This window comes from Agarivorans sp. QJM3NY_30, from assembly GCF_050870855.2.
In the GTDB taxonomy this organism is placed as follows: Bacteria; Pseudomonadota; Gammaproteobacteria; order Enterobacterales; family Celerinatantimonadaceae; genus Agarivorans.
Genome location: NZ_CP194038.2, coordinates 2,775,148 through 2,793,530 on the forward strand (window position 1 = coordinate 2,775,148; position 18,383 = coordinate 2,793,530).

17 protein-coding genes and 1 riboswitch are annotated in these 18,383 nt (G+C 43.6%); of the genes, 9 read left to right on the forward strand and 8 right to left on the reverse strand.

Annotated features, from left to right (window positions below; genetic code table 11):
• Window positions 1–254: 254 nt before the first annotated feature.
• The 3 genes from eutC to eat all read right to left on the reverse strand — a co-directional run bounded on the left by eutC (window position 255) and on the right by eat (window position 3,891).
• Window positions 255–1,097 (reverse strand): ethanolamine ammonia-lyase subunit EutC, encoded by an 843-nt coding sequence (gene eutC / locus ACRRSX_RS12640; RefSeq protein ID WP_432452838.1) that lies wholly within the window; start codon window positions 1,095–1,097, stop codon window positions 255–257.
• Window positions 1,094–2,488 (reverse strand): ethanolamine ammonia-lyase subunit EutB, encoded by a 1,395-nt coding sequence (locus ACRRSX_RS12645; RefSeq protein ID WP_432463342.1) that lies wholly within the window; start codon window positions 2,486–2,488, stop codon window positions 1,094–1,096. Before ACRRSX_RS12645 ends, eutC begins: the two co-directional genes overlap by 4 nt.
• Window positions 2,489–2,559: 71 nt before the next feature.
• On the reverse strand, window positions 2,560–3,891 hold the full coding sequence (gene eat / locus ACRRSX_RS12650) for an ethanolamine permease (protein WP_432452836.1): 1,332 nt from the start codon (window positions 3,889–3,891) through the stop codon (window positions 2,560–2,562).
• A gap of 536 nt (window positions 3,892–4,427) precedes the next feature.
• On the opposite strand from eat, the gene ACRRSX_RS12655 reads away from it, so the two are divergent.
• Window positions 4,428–4,898, forward strand: coding sequence for a CreA family protein (locus ACRRSX_RS12655; protein WP_432452835.1), 471 nt, complete (start codon window positions 4,428–4,430; stop codon window positions 4,896–4,898).
• Window positions 4,899–4,963: 65 nt separating this feature from the next.
• Here ACRRSX_RS12655 and nagE read toward each other — a convergent pair whose 3' ends face one another.
• On the reverse strand, window positions 4,964–6,406 hold the full coding sequence (gene nagE, locus ACRRSX_RS12660; protein WP_432452834.1) for an N-acetylglucosamine-specific PTS transporter subunit IIBC: 1,443 nt from the start codon (window positions 6,404–6,406) through the stop codon (window positions 4,964–4,966).
• Window positions 6,407–6,690: 284 nt separating this feature from the next.
• Here nagE and nagB point away from each other — a divergent pair, with 284 nt between their 5' ends.
• The 4 genes from nagB to ACRRSX_RS12680 all read left to right on the forward strand — a co-directional run bounded on the left by nagB (window position 6,691) and on the right by ACRRSX_RS12680 (window position 11,584).
• Window positions 6,691–7,488 carry a glucosamine-6-phosphate deaminase gene (nagB, locus tag ACRRSX_RS12665; RefSeq protein WP_432452833.1) on the forward strand — a complete coding sequence of 266 codons (798 nt, stop codon included), beginning with the start codon at window positions 6,691–6,693 and terminating at the stop codon, window positions 7,486–7,488.
• A gap of 10 nt (window positions 7,489–7,498) precedes the next feature.
• Window positions 7,499–8,635 (forward strand): N-acetylglucosamine-6-phosphate deacetylase, encoded by a 1,137-nt coding sequence (gene nagA, locus ACRRSX_RS12670; RefSeq protein ID WP_432452831.1) that lies wholly within the window; start codon window positions 7,499–7,501, stop codon window positions 8,633–8,635.
• A 12-nt stretch (window positions 8,636–8,647) separates the two neighbouring features.
• Entirely contained in the window at window positions 8,648–9,871 is a 1,224-nt protein-coding gene (locus tag ACRRSX_RS12675) for an ROK family protein (protein ID WP_432452829.1), read from the forward strand.
• A gap of 171 nt (window positions 9,872–10,042) precedes the next feature.
• The gene (locus ACRRSX_RS12680) at window positions 10,043–11,584 is read left to right on the forward strand and encodes an EAL domain-containing protein (RefSeq protein ID WP_432452828.1); all 1,542 of its coding nucleotides are present in this window, start codon (window positions 10,043–10,045) and stop codon (window positions 11,582–11,584) included.
• 100 nt (window positions 11,585–11,684) lie between these two features.
• On the opposite strand, the gene ACRRSX_RS12685 is transcribed toward ACRRSX_RS12680, so the two are convergent.
• From ACRRSX_RS12685 to ACRRSX_RS12695, 3 genes are read right to left on the reverse strand one after another with little or no spacing between them, the layout of a single operon-like run.
• On the reverse strand, window positions 11,685–11,927 hold the full coding sequence (locus ACRRSX_RS12685; RefSeq protein WP_432452827.1) for a FeoC-like transcriptional regulator: 243 nt from the start codon (window positions 11,925–11,927) through the stop codon (window positions 11,685–11,687).
• The gene (gene feoB, locus ACRRSX_RS12690) at window positions 11,908–14,166 is read right to left on the reverse strand and encodes a Fe(2+) transporter permease subunit FeoB (protein WP_432452826.1); all 2,259 of its coding nucleotides are present in this window, start codon (window positions 14,164–14,166) and stop codon (window positions 11,908–11,910) included. The genes ACRRSX_RS12685 and feoB overlap by 20 nt, the downstream gene beginning before the upstream one ends.
• On the reverse strand, window positions 14,163–14,390 hold the full coding sequence (locus tag ACRRSX_RS12695; RefSeq protein WP_432452825.1) for a FeoA family protein: 228 nt from the start codon (window positions 14,388–14,390) through the stop codon (window positions 14,163–14,165). Before ACRRSX_RS12695 ends, feoB begins: the two co-directional genes overlap by 4 nt.
• 188 nt (window positions 14,391–14,578) lie before the next feature.
• On the opposite strand from ACRRSX_RS12695, the gene ACRRSX_RS12700 reads away from it, so the two are divergent.
• The 4 genes from ACRRSX_RS12700 (at window position 14,579) to ACRRSX_RS12715 (ending at window position 17,401) form a co-directional block, all read left to right on the forward strand.
• A complete protein-coding gene (locus ACRRSX_RS12700) occupies window positions 14,579–14,911 on the forward strand; it encodes a translation initiation factor (protein WP_432452824.1) in 333 nt (110 codons plus the stop codon).
• A 43-nt stretch (window positions 14,912–14,954) separates the two neighbouring features.
• Window positions 14,955–15,123, forward strand: a riboswitch (yybP-ykoY riboswitch).
• 14 nt (window positions 15,124–15,137) lie between these two features.
• Window positions 15,138–15,695, forward strand: a complete 558-nt coding sequence (locus tag ACRRSX_RS12705) for a TMEM165/GDT1 family protein (protein WP_432452823.1) — start codon at window positions 15,138–15,140, stop codon at window positions 15,693–15,695.
• A gap of 64 nt (window positions 15,696–15,759) precedes the next feature.
• A complete protein-coding gene (locus ACRRSX_RS12710; protein WP_432452822.1) occupies window positions 15,760–16,119 on the forward strand; it encodes a glutaredoxin family protein in 360 nt (119 codons plus the stop codon).
• A gap of 73 nt (window positions 16,120–16,192) precedes the next feature.
• Window positions 16,193–17,401 (forward strand): IS256 family transposase, encoded by a 1,209-nt coding sequence (locus ACRRSX_RS12715; RefSeq protein ID WP_432452821.1) that lies wholly within the window; start codon window positions 16,193–16,195, stop codon window positions 17,399–17,401.
• A gap of 88 nt (window positions 17,402–17,489) precedes the next feature.
• On the opposite strand, the gene fadR is transcribed toward ACRRSX_RS12715, so the two are convergent.
• Complete coding sequence (fadR, locus tag ACRRSX_RS12720) at window positions 17,490–18,206, reverse strand: fatty acid metabolism transcriptional regulator FadR (RefSeq protein WP_432452820.1); 717 nt, start codon at window positions 18,204–18,206, stop codon at window positions 17,490–17,492.
• Window positions 18,207–18,383 lie beyond the last annotated feature (177 nt).

Below are 18,383 nucleotides of genomic sequence, written 5' to 3' on the forward strand. Positions count from 1 at the left end.
TCACAAAGTAAAGATAAATAAGTGAATTTGTAGCGGCTATACTTCAACATCGCATGAAAAAAGTCCGAAGCAAACGGTTTATCCCCGCTATTTGATAACGCCAATCACAAAGTAAAGATAAATAAGTGAATTTGTAGCGGCTATACTTAAACATCGCATGAAAGAGGCAGAAACACCGCACCGCAGTCACCAACCACTAGGGTGCGGGTTAAACCAGCACAATGAGCGAGCAAAGGTGCTGGCTACAAGTTTTATCAATCAGCTTTTGGTAAGAGAAAGTTTCTACCGACAGTCGCGTGACTCAATTGAGTTTCATCTTTCAGAGCAACCCCAGAGTAACCCCGTTGATTGGCTTGGCTAATCAAATATTCCAAGCGATGTGAGGCATCTTTGACCGACATCCCTGCATCGCGAATATTCGACAGACAGTTGCGTTTCGATTCTTCAATGCCACGATAGGCTTGATAGGTGAAATAAATTCCCAAACTGTCTGGAGAACTTAAACCGGGTCGCTCGCCCACCAATATCGCCACCATTTTTGCACCCAATGACTGAGCAACATCATCACCTACCCCGACTCGCCCCTGCTCAACCAGCGCGATAGGAGCAACAGACAGACCTAAACCGGTAATTTTAGGGAGTAACTCAGTTAACATCTTCTGAACATTTTCGATAATAGCTTTTGAAGACAAACCCTCCGTAACCACCAATACAATATCGTAGCCATGTTGATGGTCAACTAAGTGCTGACGTGATGTTTCATCAAGCAAACGACCTAAATCAGGGCGTTGTAAATAACAAGATCGGGAATCTGCTTGCGATTTTAAGTGAAACACACCGAGCTCAAAGTGCTCAAGTTGATTTGCTAAGGCCCGATAGTCCAAGGGCATTAATACCGCATCGCGTGCGGCAGCATGAGCCAACTGAAACTGCAAATGCGCTTGGGTTGGCAAACTGGTTCCAGCACGCCCTAGCGCAATCCTTGCATCGGTATAACTTTTCAGCGATTGCCAAGGATTTTGGTTTACTAGCGGATCACCATCCGCGGTTACCGCATACCCGAGGCCCGCCATCGGCTGCATATTGTGGTCACTCATGCGCCTAACTCCTTGCTAATTGAGTTAAAAGACTTCGGCAATTGTTGTTTCACACTCAAGCGCCCATTGCGATCCATAATCCCTTGCTGTTGCAACCACGCTTCAAATTCTGGCGCGGGCTTTTTACCCGAAATCTGCCGAGCAAAAAGCGCATCATGAAAAGAGGTAGTTTGATAATTCAACATAATATCGTCAGATCCCGGGATCCCCATAATAAAGTTCACTCCGGCACTCACCAACTGTACCAACAGCATATCCATATCATCTTGATCGGCATCGGCGTGATTGGTATAACAAATATCACAGCCCATCGGCAAACCCATCAGCTTGCCACAAAAATGGTCTTCTAAGCCGGCCCGAATAATTTGTTTCCCGTTATAAAGATATTCCGGTCCAATAAAACCAACCACCGTATTCACCAGTAACGGCTGATAACGACGCGCGACGGCATAAGCCCTCACCTCACAAGTTTGTTGGTCGACCCCGTGATGACCATTTGAGCTTAATGCACTGCCCTGACCGGTCTCAAAATACATCACATTTTGGCCTTTCACGCCACGCTTCAACGACAAGGCCGCACTATAGGCTTCATCTAATAAAGCTAAATTAATGCCAAAGCCCTGATTTGCTTGCTCGGTACCCGCTATCGATTGAAATACTAAATCAACAGGAGCCCCGCGAGAAATAGCCTCTAAATGCGTGGTTACGTGGGTTAAAACACAACTTTGAGTCGGAATTTGGTAGTGCTCAATAACATCATCCAACATCTTCATCAGTGTCATCACTGCCTGCAAATTATCAGTTGCAGGGTTAATCCCAATCACCGCATCTCCATTGGCATACAGCAATCCATCTAAAATACTGGCCGCGACACCAGCTGGGTCGTCAGTCGGATGATTTGGCTGAAGCCGAGTCGACATTCTGCCTTTAAGCCCTAAAGTATTGCGAAAAGCGGTCACTACCTCACACTTACTCGCCACTAAGATAAGATCTTGAATGCGCATTAACTTACTCACCGCAGCCAGCATCTCTGGCGTAAAACCGGGAGCCAGAGCCTGCAGTTCAAGCGATGTGACCGTTTCACTCAATAAATAATTACGGAGATCTCCCACCGTCATATGCGCGATACTGATAAATGCTTGCGCATCATGACCATCGATGATTAACCGAGTCACTTCATCTTGCTCGTAGGGGATGAGTGCTTCATTTAAGAAGTGTTTTAGCGGCAGTTCGGCTAAAGCCATCTGCGCAGCCACCCGCTGCTGGTCGGTAACAGCTGCAAGCCCGGCTAACTGATCACCACTGCGTAATGGCGAAGCTTTTGCCATTAGGTCTTTTAGGTCGGCAAAGCAAAAGCGCTCTCCACCAGCGTTCATTACAAATTCAGCCATCATTTGTCCTAAAAAAAACAGCGCCCATCACAGGCGCTTGATTAGACATCTTAATCGTTAAACGGTCGCGATTAAGCGGGGTCTGCGCTCAAAGCGGAAGATTTTCGACCAAAGGCGATAAACAAAGCATATGAACCCAGCATGATAGCAAAGAAAATAGCGGCAATGCTTAAGTTATAAACAGTCATAGCTATTAACGCTACCACCGCGATGACTAAGGCAATATAGGCTGGCACGACCCCACCTTTCACCCGATAAGGGCGTTCCAATTCTGGCTCTTGCTTACGCAGTTGAATAAACGACACCATCGACAAGGCATACAGCACAATTGCGCCAAAACAAGCCATGGTAATAATTTCGCCAGTTTTACCCGTGAGCAGCGCTAAAATCCCGACCAAGCTATTCGCAACGAGCGCGACTACCGGCGTTTTCAGTTTTGGATGAATATATTTAAAGGCTTTTGGAAAATAACCCACTCGACCAAATTCAAAAGTAGCCCGTCCACCAGCTAATAAAATGCCGTGGAACGAAGCCACTAGACCAAAAATACCGATGCCAACTAACAGATGAACAAAAGGAGAACCGTCACCCAATACCGACGACAATACCAATACTAGCGGTGTATCTTGAGCCTCAGTGCTTCCAGCTGAATAAACCGCGGTTTCCCAACCACTCACCCCAACTGAAGAGATAAAAACTAACAAACATAGTGCAACTAAAGTGGCAAGCGCGGCACCAAAACCGATGGCAATGTTACGCTGTGGATTTACCGTTTCTTCGGCGACATTCGCAACACCTTCAATGGCTAAAAAGAACCAAATTGCAAAGGGTATCGCAGCCAATATGCCCGAAGCGCCATTAGGTAACGCATTCAAGCTCAAATTAGATAACTCTACATGAGGTAATGTTAAACCGCAGAATAATAGGAGTTCGCCAACCGCAATCACGGTAATCACCAATTCAAAGGTTGCCGCAAACCGCACCCCAATAATATTCACGAGGGTAAATATCATATAAGTAATGATTGCAATGGTGAGGGTATGATCGCCGGGAATAAAGTGATTAAGATAGGCGGCAATCGCAAAAGCAATCGCTGGTGGTGCAAATACAAACTCAATATTTTGCGCCATACCTGCTAAAAATCCCCAACGTTTGCCTAAGGCGCGATCAGCGTAATCAAATGCGCCACCCGCCTTGGGAATGGCACAAGCCATTTCGGTATAACAAAAAGTAAAACACACATACATGGTAATAATAAACAAGGTGGCAATGCCAAGGCCCAGAGTACCGCCTTCGGCGAGACCTAAATTCCACCCAAAATACATACCGGAGATAACATATCCGACGCCCAAACCCCAAAGCATGATTGGCCCCAAAGTTTTTTTCAACTGATGCTGACTCATAAAATCCATCCACTAATTTATAATCCTAATAAGCCAACAGCATAAGCTATGCCATTGTAATAAAATCCACTCAACAGGCCTACTGAAAGGCCTGAGGGAACATGATTGAAACGCTGGTTTAGAGTATTTGCACCAAAATAGAGTTACGCTGTACTAAACTGGCGCAGTCAAATTTGTTTTAATAAAATTAAAATCTAATAATTAACAACAAAGCCAATAGATAATCTAGATTCTAGTTTTTGGCAGTGAACTAAACTAAAGAACAGACATAATTTAGAGTGTTGAATCAAATCGAGGCAAGTCCCAGGGGCACCGATTAACTCCATTCACGAAAATATCGATAAGTTTAAGGATAAGCAGTTGTTTCTTTTAACCCTCGACCAAACACAATTATTGATTGCCATAAGCTTAAGCAAACAGTAGCGTTGAATAGATGATATAAGCTAAATTAAAGAGCCGCGAGCCTCTAATAAAGTTAAGCCTGTCATTAGGCTGGGATTCAGCTCAAAATTCATCCATAGGAAGTCATACAGAAAATGAAAAACTCTCTTATTATATTCGTCACTGGATGCCTATTATTCGGCTGTGATAACAACGAAGTTGGCGATGTCTCCTTAGGTTTACTCACCACCAAGGACATCAAAATATCGAATATGGATGACGATAAAATTTCTGGTGTAACTTGTCATATTGCATCAATTGAAGCCAATTTAAGCTTGTCTGATCCAAGTGATAGCTCTATCTCCTGTCGTCAGACCGGCGAAATCACCCCCGAGATGATCGCAACTATCGACAAAAGTAAATCAGGTGAGGTTGTGTTTAAACAGTCTAAAAGTATTTTCTTTAAAACGATGAAAGTTAGACGGATCTACGATGCAGAAAATCAAACGCTTCTTTATTTGTCGTACACCACTAAAGAGACCGAGGGAAGTTTCAAGCACAGCCTGTCTACAGTGCCATTATGGGGAACCAAAGCTTATCAAACACCACTAGCTGCAACTCAATAAGCTCTCTAAACAAAAAAAAGCCCTCTACATAGAGAGGGCTTATCTAACACCAACAAAACAACGCGTTATTTAGCGGCTAAAATCTTAAGTTCGTTAGCAACAAACTCAACATGAGGTCCAATCACTACCTGTACCGCAGTTTTACTTGGAATAATCACCCCAGGGACATGTTTCTTCAATTCTGAAGCTTGTACCTTAGAACTGTCTTTCACCTCTAAACGAAGTCGAGTCGCGCAGTTGTCAACAAGAACCAAGTTCTCTTGTCCTCCTAACATACGAAGCACTAGACCTGCGGTATCACGATGTGAGCCTCCAACACTAACACTCGCTTCACCTTCTGATGCGTCTTCACGTCCGGGAGTATTCAGATCCATCTTCACAATCATCGTTTTGAAGATAAAGTAGTAGATTGCAAAGAACGCCAAACCTTGTACGATCAGCATGTACCAGCCAGTCGCCAAGGGATTACGTGACGATAACACCATATCGACTAAACCAGCACTAAAGCCAAATCCAGCCATCCAATGCATTGATGAAGCAATAAACACCGAAAGGCCAGTTAACAGCGCATGCACAACATACAGTGCAGGAGCCACAAACATAAAGGCAAACTCTAAAGGTTCGGTGACACCCGTAAAGAATGAGGCCGTAGCAGCAGCGATCATTAATGATGCAACTTTCTGCTTATTCTCGGGTTTCGCCGTGTGGTAAATCGCCAATGCAGCACCGGGCAGACCAAACATCATGATTGGGAAGAAACCAGCCATATAACGACCGGTTTCTCCAGGGATCGCATCTGGCGATACGCTGAGGAATTTCCCAAGATCATTAATGCCTGCCATATCAAACCAGAACACCGCATTCAGAGCATGGTGCAGACCCACGGGGATCAATAGGCGGTTAAAGAAACCATAGATACCTGCACCTACCGAACCCAAACCAGTGATGCTTTCACCAAAGCTCACCAAGCCACCAAAAATTAACGGCCATAGATACATAAGGACGAAGGCTGCCACAATACCTGCGATAGAAGTCAGGATCGGAACTAATCGCTTACCACTAAAGAAAGATAAAGCCTTATGTAACTCCACTTGATAAAAACGATTGTATAACTCGGCAGCAATAATACCGCTAATAATACCGACGAATTGGTTGTTAATTTTGGAAAAAGCTAAAGTACTTGACTCGTTTAAGGTCACGAGCCCAATCTGCTCTACAGCACCTGGCGACAACAAAGTGGTGATGACCATGTACCCCACAAAACCAGCAAGGGCGGCTGCGCCGTCTTTATCGCGTGACATACCATAGGCGACACCAATCGCAAATAATACCGACATATTATCGATAATTGCCGCACCAGATTTAATTAAAAACGCCGCTAATGCGTTGTTTCCACCCCATCCATTGGGGTCAATCCAGTAACCAATACCCATTAATATGGCAGCAGCAGGTAATACTGCAACAGGCACCATCAGCGCCCGACCAATCTTTTGTAAATAGCTAAACATAGCATCCCTCTTCATAGCTGTAATTAAGCAAACTTCGTTAAACTGGCGATTCCGCCAAATCTCCTTTGCGAAGAAAAACAACTTATCATTTGTTTCTATATTCGCCAAGAACTTATTTCGCAGTGTAAATAAATAAAAGTACAGCAACAAACAAAGCGCTTCTAAAACGTGATCTACACCCGCATAATTAGACGGTAATCCAAATTCTCTCACAGTTTTTATAAAACTTATTTTTCAGCGAGAATAAAACTGCTAAGCTAAGTTAAAAATATCGGAGAGAAACAATGAGATTAATACCATTACTAAACAAAGAGCAGGTTGGGCGCTGGTCTGCTCTTTATATCGCAGAGAAAATTAAGTCTTATAATCCTAGCCAAGAGAGGCCCTTTGTTCTGGGTTGTCCAACTGGTGGTACACCGTTATATACTTATCAGCACTTAATCGAGCTGCATCGCCAAAACCAAGTTAGCTTTGAGCACGTGGTGACCTTTAACATGGACGAGTATGTGGGGATCCCTGCCGAACATCCTGAAAGCTACCGTAGCTTTATGCACAATAACTTCTTTGAACACATTGATATTAAGCCAGAAAATATTAATCTGCTGGACGGTAATGCACCCGATCTGCAAATAGAATGTGAACGTTACGAACAAAAGATCAAACACTACGGCAAAATCAATTTGTTTATGGGTGGTGTTGGTGTGGATGGACATATTGCCTTTAATGAACCAGCTTCCTCTCTTGCCTCTCGGACCAGAATTAAAACCCTGACTGAAGATACCCGAATCGCAAACTCTCGTTTCTTCAATCATCTTGATGAAGTGCCTAAACTTGCACTCACCGTTGGGGTCGGTACCTTACTCGATGCGGAAGAAATTTTAATATTGGTGACCGGACATAATAAGGCACAAGCCCTGCAGGCTGCTGTAGAAGGTAGCGTTAATCATCTATGGACGATTTCTGCTTTACAATTACATCCTCGATCGATGATTGTCTGCGACCAACCCTCCACCATGGAGCTAAAAGTAAAAACCGTGCGTTACTTCCATGAACTTGAAGCAAATAACATAAAAAATATTTAGGATAAGTCGAATGATGTATGCCCTTACTAATGCCTCAGTTTTTGACGGCAACGAATTGCTAAATAACTACGCGGTTATCATCGATAAAGAGCGTATTGCGGCCGTATGCCCCGAGCAAGACGTTTCACCTCAGATAAACCAAATCAATTTAAATGGAGCCACGCTGTGCCCCGGCTTTATCGATTTGCAACTCAACGGTTGTGGCGGGGTGATGCTAAACGGTGACTTTTCCAACACAAATCTGGAACTGATGCATCGCACCAATTTAAAAAGTGGAACCACTCATTTTCTACCGACTTTAATTACCACCGACGATCAAGAGATGGAACAAGCCATAGCAGTCTCTCGTAGCAATCAACAGAATCATGGTTCAGGTAACTTAGGCCTACATTTAGAAGGCCCCTATTTAAGTAAAATCAAAAAAGGGATCCATAGTGAACAACATATTCGTCAACTTAATCAACAACGCCTGCAGTTTTTATTAGACAATCATGACGCGATTAAAAAGATCACCTTGGCCCCTGAGCATGTAACCGCCCATGATGTTCAAGCATTAACCGAAGCCGGCATACTCGTTTCACTTGGTCATACGAACGCAAGTTACCAGCAAGCCAGCGACGCAATCAAGGCCGGCGCAAGCTTCGCCACACATTTATTTAACGCCATGAGTTCAATCACCGGTCGAGAGCCCGGCGTCGTAGGCGCAGTATTCGACCACCAACTTTATGCAGGTATTATTGTGGATGGCCACCACGTTGCCGCAGCCAACATTCGCCTCGCGAAGCGCCTACTCGAGCATAAGTTATATTTAGTCACGGATGCGACCGCAGCAGCAGGCGCGAACATTAGCCACTTCGATTTTGTTGGCCGAGAGATCCAAGTACAGAATGGCGTTTGTATAGGTGATGATGGTACACTCGGCGGCTCAGCTTTAACGATGATAGAAGCGATAGAAAACTGCGTACAAACGGTTGGCTTATCTCTCACTGAATCTTTAAGAATGGCCTCTCTCTACCCAGCATCAGCACTTTCAATAGATGATATGTTAGGACGAATTAAAGCTGGTTACAGTGCAAACCTAAGCGCCTTTAATAAAGACTTCAAGCTAACTTTAACGGTTAGCGATGGCAAACTGACTCAGTTTTAAGCAATGAATGGTATGAATGACAAACAAATCGTAAATGTAGACCAAGTAAAACGGATCAACATGGCCGCGGTATATCGAATGATCGACCAACAAGGTCCAATCTCCCGAGTCAAAGTTGCCGAACAAAGTCAATTAGCCCCCGCGAGCGTCACCAAAATCACTCGCCAACTTCTCACAACCGGCCTGATTAAAGAAGTGGCACAACAAGCTTCTACCGGGGGGCGCAGAGCTATTTCGCTCATGACCGAGCAAAGTCATTACTACTTTATTTCAGTGCGCTTAGGCCGCGGTGAAATGGATATATCGTTGTTTGATTTAAGTGGCATTCAACATGCGCATAGCAAATTGTATTTAAGTGAAGTGGAGCAAACCCCTCTGGTTGCTCGGTTATTAGGTAATATAGAACAATTTATTGAACAACGGCTTAATCCAAACCAGCAATTAATTGCTATCGCGGTTACGTTGTCGGGCTTGGTCAATCCTGGCGAAGGTATTGTGGTTTACACACCACATTACCAGTTGCGTGAATGTCCACTCGCAAACTTAATTGAGCAGCGCTTTAAACTACCAGCCTACATCGGCAACGATACCCGGGCCATGGCGCTCGCTGAACACTATTTTGGAGCTACCCGCGATTGTCTCGATTCAATCCTGATCAGCGCTCATAGTGGTACCAGCGCAGGCATTATTGTCGATGGAAAGGTTTTTATGAGCCAACATCGTGACGTTGGGGAAATCGGCCATATTCAAATGGATCCCCTTGGTGATAAGTGCCAATGCGGCAACGTTGGTTGTTTAGAAACCATCGTCTCAAATACGGCCATCGTTCAGCGAGTCAAAACCTTAATCGACCAAGGCTGTCCGTCGATCTTAGAAAACAATTTTGGCATAGAAGATATCTGCTTAGCCGCCAATCAAGGCGATATGTTATGCCATCAAGTACTACGAAGAGTGGGTAAAATGCTGGGTAATAGTATTGCTTTGACCATCAACCTGTTTCATCCTGAAAAGATAATATTGGCTGGCGAAATCATGATCGCCAAAGACATTTTACTGTCGACCATTAACCAGTGTATTCAACATCAAGCGCTGAAATCTTTTGCCAAAGACCTGCCGATTGAAATGGCTCATTTTCAAAACAATCCTACGATGGGAGGTCTAGCCTTAATTAAGCGTGCCCTACTCGACGGCAGCCTGCTGATCCGGCTGATAAATGAGAAAGCCCAACTCAGCTGAGCAATAATTTGGTTCACATCAGACTCATATTGCTGACAGCGCGCAACTCAACGCGCTCAGGTCACTATCAAGTAATTCGCCTCACAAAAACACAGTAAACACTTTTAGCCTTAGGTTTTACCACTAATTTCATGTTTTAATATCCGCAACCATCCGCAGAGATTGAAATTAGTGCAAGAAATAAAGCAACGAGTTGTCGTCACCGCCAGTGGGATCCTCATGGGAACGCTGGCCATGTTCATTTCCCTTTTTTTACTCTCGAAAGATATTAGCAAAAGCCAGCAATATTACGCCAACGAATCACTCGGACTGGCTCAGGCGGTGATCTACGAATCACTGCAAACTCTAGAGACGCTCAATAGCTTAGAACACCATGATTGCGGAAAAGACCTGCTGATAAAAATCAGGCAAATAGTTTTCCTCAGTAATTTCATTAAAGATATTGGAGTACTTCAAGAAGAAAAATTGCTCTGCACTAGTATTGGGGGGCCATTAACAGAGCCTATTGTTGTCGTTCCACCAGACTTCACCAGTAAACAAGGGCTGGATGTTTGGCTAAATCAAAAACTCATTGCCTTAAATAGGCTCAACTCTGGCTTGATCATGAAAAAGGGCCAATTCAATGTCGTTATTGCCAATACAACTTTTGCTAACCTTGATTATGGTGATAATTACTGGGAAATGGTCAGTGGTTTTAAAGGACAATACCGACATATAAGTGGTACACCAGAGCTATTTCGTCAGGTGGGGAGAGACAACGACAGTGAAGTTACCCTCAGTTACCATTATTTTCATCAATGTAACAGCACTTATCAATTTTGTATCGCGTTAAAGCTTTATAATTCTTCGTTGGTGAAAAACAGACTAACTTTCTTACTATTAAGCTTGTTGCTGAGTGTCACTGTTGGCGTCATCAGCAGCATGCTGGCAGTAACACTAATAAAACGCCACCTTAGTGTGAATGCCCGACTCCGTAGGGGGCTTAAGAAAGGCTATTTTTACTATCAAATCCAACCCTTGGTTGATTTGAAAACACAACAAATCATTGGTGGTGAGGTATTAGCCAGATTTACCGATCCCCATGGAAGCCTTACTCCCGAAGAATTTATTCCATTGTTGCCTAAACTACGTATGACTTGGCCTTTTACTCTACACATCATCAAAGGCGCACTAACAGAACTACAAGCAAGCCAGGCGATGCAAGCGTCAACTAAAATCAGTTTTAATATCTTTCCCTTGGATGTTGAAACCAACAGAATTGCAGAATTACGCCAACAACCAGAGCTTGAACAATTTGCAGGTAATATCACCCTTGAAATCACCGAAGACCTGCAACTCGACGGATTAAATGCACGACGTAATATCAATCTGATTATTCAACAAGGTTTCGAAGTAGCTATTGATGACTTTGGCACTGGATACTCTAACCTCAAGCAACTGAAGCATTTTCGCTGCCACTACCTCAAAATAGATAAAAGCTTTGTATGTGAGTTAGCCAATGGAACGGTGCGTTCTAGCCTCATTCCGCATATTGTAGATATTGCGCGTCAATCCAAACTCAAAATCGTGGCTGAAGGGATAGAGAATGAAATGCAAGCCGAAGCTCTACGAGATCTAAAGGTTGAGTACGGCCAAGGACAAATGTTTGGTGAAGCAATGGCGATAAGCGATTTTGTTGCGTTATATCTAGCATCACAGCAACAGACAAAATAATCGAAACCGGAAAACAAAAGGATTGTGCAAGCACAATCCTTTTGATGCGTAGTGATGCTTACTCTAAAATGAGCTCTGCAAACGTGCAGCCCCCCTCAAACTAGCAAGTAATGCCTATCTGTTGCTCACTCTGCCAATACAATTGCCACTGCGCTTCATTGGCACCACAACCACAGCCCCTTGAACACGCCGCCAGTTTTACCAATTTTATGCGATGTCGTTTAACCCAGGGTTGCAACATCGCCAACGTTGCATCTTCACTCAGTGAGAAATGTTTCGCCAACTGACTTAACATTAAGCCAGGATTTTGCTGAATGTACTCTTTAAGCTTGTGTAATATCAAAATGCTCAACCTTCTGACGTTTTAAAAATACCACCCAGAGTGCTAACATCATCACCATTGCTAACAATAATATGCTGGCAGATATCGGTGCTTGTTGCCATGTAGCCAACTGGTAGTAAATAGTCGAAATGCTATAAGCCAACAAGGTGGACCATACCGCTATCAAGCGAGCCCATTTTGACCCAAGCTCCTTCACTAAAGCGCCCATCGCCGCAGCACAGGGCATGTACAATAAAATAAACAACATGAAGGCGACGGCAGACTCCGCGGTAAAGTTCTTTTCTAACTGCGACATGGTGGTCAAGTTCACCCCATTCATTTCAGCGGCACCAGCTAAATCGTCCGCCTGATCGATAGCAATCCCCAGAGGGTCGCTATAGTTCAAACCATTAAAATTATCGATAATAGTTTGTCCGGCATCCTGAAAACGACCTAAGTAAGTCCACTCTTCTTCCGCTTCACCTTCTTGAGAATATAGGCTATTGAGACTACCAATAACGGCTTCCTTAGCGAATAAACCCGTCACAATACCAACGGTTGCTGGCCAGTTGTCTTTTTCAATCCCCATGGGGGTAAAAACAGGTGTCACAAACTGACTAGCACGACTTAATAACGAGTTTTCTTTGCCTTCAGCATCTAACTCACCGCCAGTACCAATATGGTTAAGCACACTTAATATCGCGACCACCAACACAATCGTTTTACCTGCACCAACAATAAAACCTCTGACTTTTTGCCAAGTCAATAACATCACACCAAAAGCGGTTGGCAACTGATAATCGGGTAGCTCAAGAACAGATTCTTGGGCGCTGCCTGGCAATAAGGTATGCTTGAGCAATAGACCCGTCGCAATTGCGGCAAGGATCCCTACCATATACAGTGCAAACACCATATTCTGACCTTGCTCTGGAAAGAAAGCTGCCACAAATAAGGCATAAACCGGTAAGCGAGCACCGCAAGACATGAAAGGACTCATTGCTGAAGTTAATACCCGTTCACGATGCTTCTCTAAAACACGAGTAGCCATGATTGCCGGAACAGTACAACCAAAACCCATCAACATCGGCACAAACGCCTTGCCTGGTAAGCCTATGGTTTGCATAGCGCGATCCACCACAAATGCAGCGCGAGCCAGATAACCGGAACTTTCCAATAAGGCTAAGAATAAGTACAAACAGGCAATCACCGGAATAAATGTAGCGACCGTTTGGATCCCCACACCAACACCATTTGCTAGCACCACGGTAAGCCACTGCGGAGCTCCCAGACTCGCAAGTAATTCACTCACCCCGTCAACAAAAATAGTCCCAGCGGTAATATCAAAGAAATCGATGAAGACTGCACCGCCGTTGATGGCAAACATAAACATGCAATACATCACCACTAAAAACGCAGGAATACCGATCCAGCGATTAAGCAACACCCGATCAATATACATCGAATAATCTCGTCTCAACTCCCCTTTCTTGGTAATTGATGACTGAGTTAACTCATAAATAAGGTTATAGCGGCTACCAGCCAAGGCCAAATCGATATCAACATCGGCTAAGCTTGCGATAGCCAGTTGTACTTGCTGTTGCTGCTCAGCGTCAAGCGGCTCAAGCTGCAAGGGATCTTGTTCTAACAGCCGAATTGCTTGACCACGGGAAAGGCCCAACTTACCTTGCCAATCACTCACAAATTGTTCAAGCTCTTCAGAATAAACCAACTGTAAAGCCTCAGTTTGCTGAGCTTCACGCATTAGAGCTGGTAGCTCTTGCTTAAATTTTGCGACTTGTTTGTTATTGGTTGCGGCTAAACAAACTAACGGAACCTGAAAACGCTCGCTAAACTGCTGCACTTTAATCTTTAAAAGTTTCGCTTTTGCGGTGTCCATTTTATTCAGCACTAATACCACTGGTAAACCCAGTTCTTTTAATTGAATACTCAAGTACAAACTACGTTCTACGGCACTTGCATCGACGACATTAATAACTAAATCAAGCGCTTCAGTTTGTAAATATTCACAAGCAATTTTTTCATCTAGCGAGCTATTATCGAGTTGCGGGTCGATGTTGTAGACCCCTGGTAAATCAACGACTTCAGCTTGCCAGCCGTCTTGTGATATAAAACCAGACTTTTTGTCGACGGTAATACCACTGAAATTCCCGACCCTTTGTTTGCTGCCGGTTAAAGCATTAAACAAAGTACTCTTACCACTATTTGGATTACCGACCGTTGCGATTAGATGCCCACTCATAATGATTGTACCTCTATCGATTTTGCTTGCTGAGCACTTAAAGCCAAATTAATCCCTGGTGCAGTCACCTGAATGGGGTCACCTAAGGGTGCTCGACGAACAACCGTTAATATGGTGTTAGGCATGATTCCCAAAGACATAAATTTTTTTCGGTTAATCCTGTTTAAGCTTTGCAAACTCAATATCAGAGCTTGCTGGCCAGTTACAATTTCATCCAATGACATAGTTGCTCCGAAAATAATTCTAAATAACAATGATTAGCATTTAATTGATTGTGCGCCACTATGTAACTCGCAACATTGATCCATGTCAAATGTTGTTTTATGTCACGATGAAATTTTTAGATTATTTTTTTGAAAGCTCTTAGCGAAATAGGCTACCATTTTGCTATTCATTCTAATGGTAGCTAAAAATGTCGTTTAAAGATCAATTATCACAACTGGTTTATTCTACAGATCAAGGCCGCATTGAGCCTGAGACTGAAGTCGAACAGATCCCTCCAAGCGATGGTTTTATAAAACTACGACGCGAAACGAAAGGCCGTAAAGGCAAAGGCGTGACTTGTCTAAGCGACTTTGGTCTCGAGCAATCGGCATTAAAAGCACTTTGTAAAGACATGAAGAAACATTGTGGGGTTGGTGGTAGCGTAAAGGACTACATCATTGAAATCCAAGGTGATCAACGTGACAAGTTAGAAGCTTGGTTAAAGCAACGAAACTATAAAACCAAGCGAATTGGCGGTTAAGGCCTTGTATACCAACGTCTATTTCGCTATATTCTCGGAACTTTTGGGGAGTAGCCGCTTATAGCTGTTTAGCAATAAGGCATTTATCAACATACTTAGTGCAAAATCACTATGGTAAATGCAGCCATTAATGGCCTGGCAAGACCAACTGCACAACAGCACATTCTAAGAGGTGGGCGCTACTGTTGTGCATTGGTTTATTTACCCACCTCTTAACGAGAATTAAATGGAAGCCCTGTTCACCTCCATCACCGCGGTCGCAATCGCTGAAATTGGTGATAAAACCCAACTTTTAGCCCTACTGTTAGCCTGCAAATTTCGTAAACCTTTGCCGATTATCGCCGGAATTATCATTGCAACGGTGTTTAATCATGCGCTCGCAGCTTGGTTGGGTTCAGCCCTCCAACAATGGTTACAGCCTGAAGTGTTACGCTGGCTTGTCGGGCTATCATTTATTGCGATGGCTTTATGGGTGCTGATCCCTGACAAAATCGAAGATCAAGAGAGTGTTTTGCTCAAGTATGGCCCTTTCCTCGCCTCACTCGTATTATTTTTCATCGCAGAAATTGGTGATAAGACTCAAGTAGCGACCGTGATTTTGGCCGCCAAATACGATTCATTAAGCTTAGTGATCCTAGGGACCACTATTGGTATGTGCATTGCCAATATTCCGGTGGTATTAATCGGTAAGCTTGGTGTAGAAAAATTACCATTGAAACTAATTCACCGCCTCACTTCGCTACTATTTTTGAGTTTGGGATTACTCACCATTTTCTATCAGTAGCAAGCATTCAAGCCAATCCATTTTATGTTACACTCTGCCGCAAATTGTTATAGAGAGTAATTAAATGAAAGCGATTCGTTGGCTATTAGGGCGGGTGATCTTGTTATTAAATGCGATTTTTTCACCAAAATCGGTAGAACGCGATGCTGCAACGCAGGCCCTTATCGACCAAAAACTAAAGGGTTTACAGCTATATCAACTGCCGGCTTGCCCTTTTTGTGTCAAAGTGAGAAGAGCCATGAAACGAAATGGTATTTATATCGATTTACGAGACATTAAAGCACAACCTGAATACTTGGAAGAGCTGGTCAGCCAAGGTGGCTCAAGAAAAGTGCCTTGTTTACGCATTGCACAAGGAGAACAAGTTAAATGGCTATATGAATCGAATGACATTATCGACTATTTAGAAAGAAAAATAGCTTAAGAAGCTAGGGAGCCTGTAAATTAAATTGTGTAATTGCTTATAATTAGGCCTGAACAGGCTAAGGATAAGCAACATGGATAAGAAAGTTCTCGAAGCATTTGCTCGTGAAGCCGCTAAGTCAATCAAGACCCCTTCAGATCTAGATGACTTTCGTAAAATGTTAACCAAGGTGACTGTTGAGACAGCGTTAAATGCTGAGCTTGATGACCACCTCGGTTATCAGAAACACGCTGAAAAGCCCGATAAGAATAGTCGTAATGGTTATTCATCCAAGACCTTGATCACCGACGATGGTGAGATTGAACTGGATGTACCTCGAGACCGAGATGCCTCGTTTGAACCGAAGCTTGTTCGTAAGCATCAAACTCGATTTCAATCGATGGATGACAAGATATTAAGCCTTTACGCCAAAGGCATGACAACTCGTGAAATCGTCGCTACGTTCAAAGAAATGTACGATGCTGATGTCTCTGCAAGCCTCATATCTAAAGTTACCGACTCAGTTCTAGAGCAGGTTGTTGAATGGCAATCACGGCCACTGGATGCAGTCTATCCCATCGTCTACCTTGATTGCATCGTGGTGAAAATCCGCCAAAACAAACAGCTCGTCAATAAGGCGATTTACTTGGCTCTGGGCGTAAATATCGAAGGTCAGAAAGAACTTTTAGGGATGTGGATATCTGAAACGGAAGGTGCGAAGTTCTGGCTCAGCGTTCTCACTGAACTCCAGACTCGAGGTATCAACGACATTCTTATCGCTTGTGTTGATGGCTTGAAGGGCTTTCCAGATGCTATTAATGCCGTATTCCCAAAAACCCAAATACAGCTCTGTATCGTCCACATGGTGCGCAATTCAATGAAGTATGTCCCTTGGAAAGACTACAAGGCTGTAACGGCAGATCTCAAAGGTATTTACCAGTCGAATACCGAGGAAGAAGCGCTTCTGGCCCTCGAACAATTTGGTGACCAGTGGGATGATAAATACCCACAGATAAGCCGCTCTTGGACAGCGCATTGGGATAATTTAAATACATTGTTCAGCTACCCTCAGGACATTCGTAAAGCCATTTACACGACGAATGCGATAGAGTCCTTGAACAGTGTGATACGCAAAGCGACAAAGAAGCGTAAGCTATTCCCCACGGATGAATCAGCGAGGAAAGTTGTCTATCTTGCAATTATGGATGCATCGAAACGCTGGTCGATGCCAATAAGAAACTGGCGACAGGCTCTCAATCGCTTTATGATTATGTTTGAAGACCGACTTACTGATTACTTGTAACCCAAAGCAGTTACACAGAATTATTTACAGGGTCAAGCTAGGCTCCGACCGCATTGCGGAGCCTAATTTTATCCCAAGCATACTAACGCTAATCAACTTCCATGATATTGCTCGGCATACCATCACGTAGCCGTTTCCAAACTTCGCTACTCGCAAGCCCGTAATTACGAACGACCTGCAAGGCCTTATCATGCTCCCCTGATTCAGCCAAGCCAATTAAGTCTTGATAAAATGTGTCCACTAAAGCTCGTGATTCTGGATCATCAAAGTAGTATTTTCCAACACTCTGATACATCCCTCTAAAACCGTTAAGGATCAGCGCATACAGAGGATTTCCGGAAGCAAAGGCCAAACCATGTAACACTTGATAATCAAATTCAGCATAAGCTTCGCCGCTTTGGGCTAAAGTCTGGTACTGCTCGATCAACTGTTTACTTTTTTGAGGATTATTCTTCAGCGCACCGCGGATAAAAATAACGCTAATATTGGTTCGAGCGGACAACAGTTGTTCAAAGAGCTCAGGAACCCCTTCATGATCTAAACGCGCTAATGTTTCGAGTATACTTAATCCGGCTGTCTCCCAAAAATTATTAACCTTAGTTGGTTTACCATGCTGAATCGTTAACCAACCATCTCGGGCCAAACGTTGTAATACTTCCCGCAAGGTGGTACGGGTAACGCCAATTAGCTCTGATAATTCTCTTTCAGCAGGCAAGATTGTGCCGGGCGCAAAACGGTTATTCCAGATAGATTCAATAATATATTGTTCAGCGAATCCCGCTGGACTTTTTGCTTTAATTACCATCAATTACTCAGTCTATTTTCATTTTATTATGCTGATAATAACAAACCATTAACCAAAGCAAAAGCAAGTGGTTTGAGCTCCAACCTCTTTGCCTAGAGTCAAGCTATTTTATTACTAAATTATTCAATAAATTCAAGGTTTAGTTGACTAATACCTACCAAAAATTGAGTAATTCAC

Bases quoted from the DNA above. Each gene is read 5' to 3' on its own strand.
- ACRRSX_RS12645 (WP_432463342.1), bottom strand. From the start codon at position 2,488: ATGGCTGAATTTGTAATGAACGCTGGTGGAGAGCGCTTTTGCTTTGCC.
- nagE (WP_432452834.1), bottom strand. From the start codon at position 6,406: ATGTTTAGCTATTTACAAAAGATTGGTCGGGCGCTGATGGTGCCTGTT.
- ACRRSX_RS12715 (WP_432452821.1), top strand. From the start codon at position 16,193: ATGGATAAGAAAGTTCTCGAAGCATTTGCTCGTGAAGCCGCTAAGTCA.
- feoB (WP_432452826.1), bottom strand. From the start codon at position 14,166: ATGAGTGGGCATCTAATCGCAACGGTCGGTAATCCAAATAGTGGTAAG.
- ACRRSX_RS12655 (WP_432452835.1), top strand. From the start codon at position 4,428: ATGAAAAACTCTCTTATTATATTCGTCACTGGATGCCTATTATTCGGC.
- nagA (WP_432452831.1), top strand. From the start codon at position 7,499: ATGATGTATGCCCTTACTAATGCCTCAGTTTTTGACGGCAACGAATTG.
- ACRRSX_RS12710 (WP_432452822.1), top strand. From the start codon at position 15,760: ATGAAAGCGATTCGTTGGCTATTAGGGCGGGTGATCTTGTTATTAAAT.
- eat (WP_432452836.1), bottom strand. From the start codon at position 3,891: ATGAGTCAGCATCAGTTGAAAAAAACTTTGGGGCCAATCATGCTTTGG.
- ACRRSX_RS12695 (WP_432452825.1), bottom strand. From the start codon at position 14,390: ATGTCATTGGATGAAATTGTAACTGGCCAGCAAGCTCTGATATTGAGT.
- eutC (WP_432452838.1), bottom strand. From the start codon at position 1,097: ATGAGTGACCACAATATGCAGCCGATGGCGGGCCTCGGGTATGCGGTA.
- ACRRSX_RS12700 (WP_432452824.1), top strand. From the start codon at position 14,579: ATGTCGTTTAAAGATCAATTATCACAACTGGTTTATTCTACAGATCAA.
- nagB (WP_432452833.1), top strand. From the start codon at position 6,691: ATGAGATTAATACCATTACTAAACAAAGAGCAGGTTGGGCGCTGGTCT.
- fadR (WP_432452820.1), bottom strand. From the start codon at position 18,206: ATGGTAATTAAAGCAAAAAGTCCAGCGGGATTCGCTGAACAATATATT.
- ACRRSX_RS12675 (WP_432452829.1), top strand. From the start codon at position 8,648: ATGAATGACAAACAAATCGTAAATGTAGACCAAGTAAAACGGATCAAC.
- ACRRSX_RS12705 (WP_432452823.1), top strand. From the start codon at position 15,138: ATGGAAGCCCTGTTCACCTCCATCACCGCGGTCGCAATCGCTGAAATT.